The 4,710-nt window shown below is 50.0% G+C and carries 7 protein-coding genes; all 7 read right to left on the bottom strand.

The features are described 5' to 3' along the window. Positions 1–81: 81 nt before the first annotated feature. The gene (locus ACI32D_RS10000) at positions 82–1,269 is read right to left on the bottom strand and encodes an acetate/propionate family kinase (protein ID WP_439776420.1); all 1,188 of its coding nucleotides are present in this window, start codon (positions 1,267–1,269) and stop codon (positions 82–84) included. A gap of 33 nt (positions 1,270–1,302) precedes the next feature. Then, positions 1,303–2,301 (bottom strand): class I SAM-dependent methyltransferase, encoded by a 999-nt coding sequence (locus ACI32D_RS09995; protein ID WP_439776419.1) that lies wholly within the window; start codon positions 2,299–2,301, stop codon positions 1,303–1,305. Between the two features lie 141 nt (positions 2,302–2,442). Then, positions 2,443–3,060, bottom strand: coding sequence for a type IV pilus modification PilV family protein (locus tag ACI32D_RS09990; RefSeq protein WP_439776421.1), 618 nt, complete (start codon positions 3,058–3,060; stop codon positions 2,443–2,445). Continuing rightward, entirely contained in the window at positions 3,029–3,295 is a 267-nt protein-coding gene (locus ACI32D_RS09985) for a type II secretion system protein (RefSeq protein ID WP_439776418.1), read from the bottom strand. Before ACI32D_RS09985 ends, ACI32D_RS09990 begins: the two co-directional genes overlap by 32 nt. Beyond that, positions 3,285–3,722, bottom strand: coding sequence for a pilus assembly FimT family protein (locus ACI32D_RS09980; RefSeq protein ID WP_439776417.1), 438 nt, complete (start codon positions 3,720–3,722; stop codon positions 3,285–3,287). The genes ACI32D_RS09985 and ACI32D_RS09980 overlap by 11 nt, the downstream gene beginning before the upstream one ends. Continuing rightward, positions 3,719–4,042: a competence type IV pilus major pilin ComGC gene (gene comGC, locus ACI32D_RS09975; RefSeq protein ID WP_439776416.1), complete on the bottom strand. Its 324-nt coding sequence runs from the start codon at positions 4,040–4,042 to the stop codon at positions 3,719–3,721. The genes ACI32D_RS09980 and comGC overlap by 4 nt, the downstream gene beginning before the upstream one ends. Positions 4,043–4,064: 22 nt before the next feature. After that, the coding region (locus tag ACI32D_RS09970) for a type II secretion system F family protein (RefSeq protein ID WP_439776415.1) at positions 4,065–4,710 on the bottom strand (646 nt) is incomplete at its 5' end.

Genomic DNA, 4,710 nt, shown 5'->3' with positions numbered 1-4,710 from the left:
TCCCAAAACATCCCCGAAATAGAGAACATGATCATTTTAGCAAAAAATGACCATCTCCTCAAATATTCTGCTTAAAAACTTTTACTTAAGCTTGGCCAAACGGACAACGTCGCGTTCGATCATCAATTCTTCGTCAGTCGGAATTACCAAAGCAGCCAGCTTGGAATCTTCCTTGGTGATGAAGCCTTCGTCGCCAGCCTTGTTGGCTTCTTCGTCAAAGTCAACGCCCATAAAGGACAGGGACTTCATCACGTCTTCACGAACTTCATCGTCGTGTTCACCGATCCCGGCAGTGAAGACAACCGCGTCTGCCCCGCCCATTTCAGCAATGTAGGAGCCAACGTAGCGGACTACCCGGTTGATGAAGATCTCATCAGCCAGCTTGGCCCGTTCATCGCTGCTTTCCCGGATGTCGCGCATGTCGCTGGAGATACCAGAAATGCCCAGAAGGCCAGACTTGTGGTTCAAAATGTCAATCATTTCGTTGAAGTCGGTCATGCCTTCCTTCTTCATGATGTACTGCAAAACTGACGGGTCAACGTCACCTGACCGGGTCCCCATGGTTACCCCAGCCAATGGTGAGAAGCCCATGGAAGTGTCGTAACACTTGCCATCCTTAACAGCAGTAACTGAAGCACCTGAACCCAGGTGGCAGACAACCAGCTTGAGGTCCTTCAGGTCCTTGCCCAGCATTTCAGCGGCTCTGCCTGCCACGTAACGGACGGAAGTGCCGTGGGCGCCGTACTTGCGGGCCTTGTACTTCTCGTAGTATTCATATGGCAATGAGTAGAGGTAGTGAACCGCGTCCATTGACTGGTGGAAGGAAGTGTCAAAGACGCCGACTTGCGGCACGCCCGGCAACAGGTTCATGAAGGCTTGAATGCCGCGGCCTTCTGCAGGGTTGTGCAGAGGAGCGTAGTCAGTCAAGTCAAAAATCTTGTGGATGTTGTCCTTGTCGATGATTGCTGAGTCTGGGAACAATTCCCCGCCGTTCACGATCCGGTGGCCAACGCCGACAATTTCCTTAACGTCTTCAATAACGCCGTATTCCTTCAGCCAGTCCAGCAGGGTTTGCACGGCTGCTTCCTGGTTTGGCAGGTCAACTTCTGCTTCATGCTTAGTCCCATCAGCCAACTTCATTGAGAAGCTTGAACCATCGATACCAATTCGGTCGCCCAGGCCGGAAGCTAAGACACTCTCATCAGCTAATGAGAACAGCTTATACTTAAATGAAGATGAACCAGAGTTGATTGCTAAAATCTTATCCATTATTAAAAAACTCCTTTTACTCACTTCACAAACTTAATTATCTTTTTTAGTATACCACTCGTTCAGTTTAATATTAAGGGCTACCAAAGATTCTTCCTTCTTCAGGTTCTCAAGCTTTGTGAGCAAAACTTCCTTCGGCGGCTTGCTTTGGCCGTGGTTTTGGAAGATAAGGATACTTTTTTGATTTATCTTGCTTTGGAATAAGCTGCTTGGCAATTGCACGATCGCCTGCAGGTAGACCTTGCTGGCCAGCCATGGCATAAAGTCGGCCCCAACCGTCCCAGTCAGCATGTTCTGCGGCACTAAAAGAAAGGCAAAACCGTCTTCAGCCAGATTCTTGACGATCTGCTCAACGAAGAGGACGTGCGCGTAAGCGTGCCCTTCCTTGGTCCGGAGGTCAAAGTTCTTGGCGTTGTCGTCATTAGCGTAAAAGCCGATCGGCAGGTCGCTGACCACAACGTCTGGCTTGACCGGCCAGTCGGTCAAGGCATCCTGGCAGTAAAAGTCGGCCTTAAGTCCCGCCAAGTGGGCGGCCACGTCGGCCAAATTGAGCATTTCTTCATCATTGTCCAGGCCAACCAGGTCAAAGCGGTCTTCTGAATGATTCTGGGCCGCCAATTGCTGGTCAACTGAGAAGAGCAGGTTGCCGCTGCCAACTGCCGGGTCCAGCAGGACTTGCTTTTTCTTAGGCAGGAGCTTGTCCATAAACAGGGTCAAGACCGTGGCCAAAAGCGGCGGAGTCGGCATCTGGTTGGCATCCCGCCCGTCGTCATTGATGGCCTTAAGGACCAGGAGGCCATAGACCTGCTCTTTCTGGGCCTTTGACCAGTTCTTGTAGTCTAAAGCCGCGTAGCGCTCTTTAAGCTCAGCCACCGTCTTTTGGTCCGGAGCTCCCATTTCCACGCGGATTTCCCCGCTTTCCAGGTTGTCAAAAGTTTCCACCAAGGCATCAGCCAGGGATACGTTCAAGGCTTCTTGCAGGCATTCAACTGCCTCTAAAGTCTGCCCAAACAGTTCTTCAATTCTATTCATGACTAAGTCCACCCTTCTTTGCAATACATACCAATTCTAATGATTTACAAGGAAGGGTGCAAGAAATTTCACCCGCCCCATAAGTAATTTGCCAGCAGCTGGTTGATCCGGATAACGTGTTTATAAGCGTCCAGATAGCTTTCAATCAGCAGAATCGTTGTGGCTAGCAGCAGCACGCTGGTCAGCAGGGCGCTCCCTTTTTGCCGGCTTAACTTGGTCTGTTTTCTTATCTTCAGTCTTTTTCTCAGCCTCCTTGTCTTTTTCCGGTGCCTTGTCGACTTTAAAATACAAAATTGACCTTTTCCCATGTTCATTGATATGAACCTCCATCAAGCCATCTTTGGCCGCGAACGTTGCCCCCCAGATTGGCATCAGGGTCATGTTGCCGCCATTTATTCCGGATCTTCTGACCCGAAGATTATTTCCGCTATTGTCCATTTCCAGAACATAGCCAACTTTGTCTATTTTTTCTTCCCCCGTCTTGTCGTCCTTTTTCTCTTCTTTGATGAACATGATCTTCAAAGGATTGGAATTCTCCAGATCAATATAGGTCCGCTGGCTGTCCTTTTTTAAAAACTTGGAGAACTGGACGTAAGAAAAGGCCAGTTCATTGGGGTCATGCCGGTCTTTTTCAAAAAGGGTAAAAAGCTTAAGGCATGAGGACAAGAGAGATAGGCAAATCACCGTTACCAGGAGGGCGACCATGGTCTCCATTAGGCTAAAAGCCTTACTTTTGGCAAATCTTCCGCTGGGTTTCATCATACAGGTCTCCTTTGCCGGTCAAGACATACTCGTGGTCTCTGACCTTAACCCGCTTGACCGGGCACTCTTTCAACATCCGGTAGGCCAGAGCCTGGTTGGCCCGCTGGCTTGACTCTTGCTCCAGCTTTTTAAGCCCGCTGAGGCAGGTGACCGCGGTATTTAAAGCAATGCAGACGATAGCCAAAGCCACTACTGCCTCCAGGGCTAAAAAGCCTGCCTGCTTACTTTTCATTGATCTTCCCCCATGGCAGCAAAAAGGTGTATTTTTTAACATACTCTTCTTTCCCCTTATCATTCTTCACGATTCTCAAGGTAAACGGCTGGCTGGTGATCCCGTCGTTGGTGATGCTGAGGCCGGTTTTATCGCTGAAAGAAGTATAAACCGTAATCCCATCCGGAATCTTGAGGCTCTCATGTTTGCCGTCTTGAATGACTTCAAGCTTGCCTTGTTCACTCTGGTTGTAGATCACGACCCTCTTTCCCGTAATAGCAGCGCTTCTGATTTTCTCTTGAAAAAGTCCCGCCGCCTGCCGGCAGAAGCGGTCAAAATTGATCTTGTCCTCAAAGCCTTGAAAGCTCATCTCCCCGATTCCCAGCAGCATCCCCGCGATGGCCAGCGTGATCACCGTCTCCAGCAGGCTGAAGGCCTTCTGCCTCATTCTCCGCTCTTGGCGAAGTCACCAATCGCCAGCTTCTTGTCTTCAGCCTGCTTCTCCTGCTTTTGCGTCAAGTAGTGGGCATCCACCATTTCCTGGAAAGAGGCCGGGGTATTGCCCGTATTTTCCTCATATAGCTCCACCTGGGTCCGGATGGTCGTGGTAAAAGCATCGTTGGTCCGCTTGTCGGCATGGTCCTTTTGGGCTAGCAAATTTGGCGAAATCAAGAGAACCAAGGTCGCGATGATGGCCACCACGATCACCATTTCAATCAGGGTAAAAGCCCGCTGGCGTTTTGGCCAGAATCGTCTTAAATGTTTCATTTGCTTTTTTCCTCCTCAAAAACTAAAGCTGCTGCATGCTGTCGTATATTGGTAAAAGCAGCTTCAAATACATCCCAATAATGCACAGGCCGATCAAGATAAAGCAGACCGGCTGCACGTTGACAATCAGCTTAGACAGTTTCTGGCGCAGGCGGCTAAACAAAAGCCGGGACAAAAGCAGGCACTGCCGGCTCAGCTCTCCTCGCTCACTGCCCGCTTGCAGCAGCATCAAGAGGTCCTGGCATAAAAATGGCTCCTTCTGGATGACCTCTTCTACTTTCTTGCCCCGCAAAATCGCGTCTCTTGCCCGCCTGCCCACTTCTTCTTGGAGAGACCCCGGCGCCTGCCGGCAGGCAAAGTCGCACATCTGCTGCAGGGAAAAGCCGCTGGCCAAAAGCATGCCCAGGTCATAGGAGATCAAGTACTGGCCATACAAGGCCACCACCGGCCCCAAAAGTGGCCAGGTCAAGAACTTTTTAAAAGACTGATAGTCCTGCTTTTTCATGTAAGCTGCCGCGATAACGACTAACATGATGACCAAGACCAGCAAAAAGACTAAAACAAGCAAGAGCAGATCCCCCTGCTTGGCGGAACTGCCGGCAAATTCTACCGACAAAAATTTCTGCATGAAGAGCAAAATCAAGGTCATCATCCCAGCCAAAACGACC

Source organism: Lactobacillus sp. (assembly GCF_051873315.1).
Classification (GTDB): domain Bacteria; phylum Bacillota; class Bacilli; order Lactobacillales; family Lactobacillaceae; genus Lactobacillus.
The sequence above is the reverse complement of the archived record's forward strand: the minus strand, read 5'-3'. Positions and strand labels throughout refer to the sequence as shown.

Bases quoted from the DNA above. Each gene is read 5' to 3' on its own strand.
- ACI32D_RS09990 (WP_439776421.1), bottom strand. From the start codon at position 3,060: ATGAAACCCAGCGGAAGATTTGCCAAAAGTAAGGCTTTTAGCCTAATG.
- ACI32D_RS09985 (WP_439776418.1), bottom strand. From the start codon at position 3,295: ATGAAAAGTAAGCAGGCAGGCTTTTTAGCCCTGGAGGCAGTAGTGGCT.
- ACI32D_RS09980 (WP_439776417.1), bottom strand. From the start codon at position 3,722: ATGAGGCAGAAGGCCTTCAGCCTGCTGGAGACGGTGATCACGCTGGCC.
- ACI32D_RS09995 (WP_439776419.1), bottom strand. From the start codon at position 2,301: ATGAATAGAATTGAAGAACTGTTTGGGCAGACTTTAGAGGCAGTTGAA.
- comGC (WP_439776416.1), bottom strand. From the start codon at position 4,042: ATGAAACATTTAAGACGATTCTGGCCAAAACGCCAGCGGGCTTTTACC.
- ACI32D_RS10000 (WP_439776420.1), bottom strand. From the start codon at position 1,269: ATGGATAAGATTTTAGCAATCAACTCTGGTTCATCTTCATTTAAGTAT.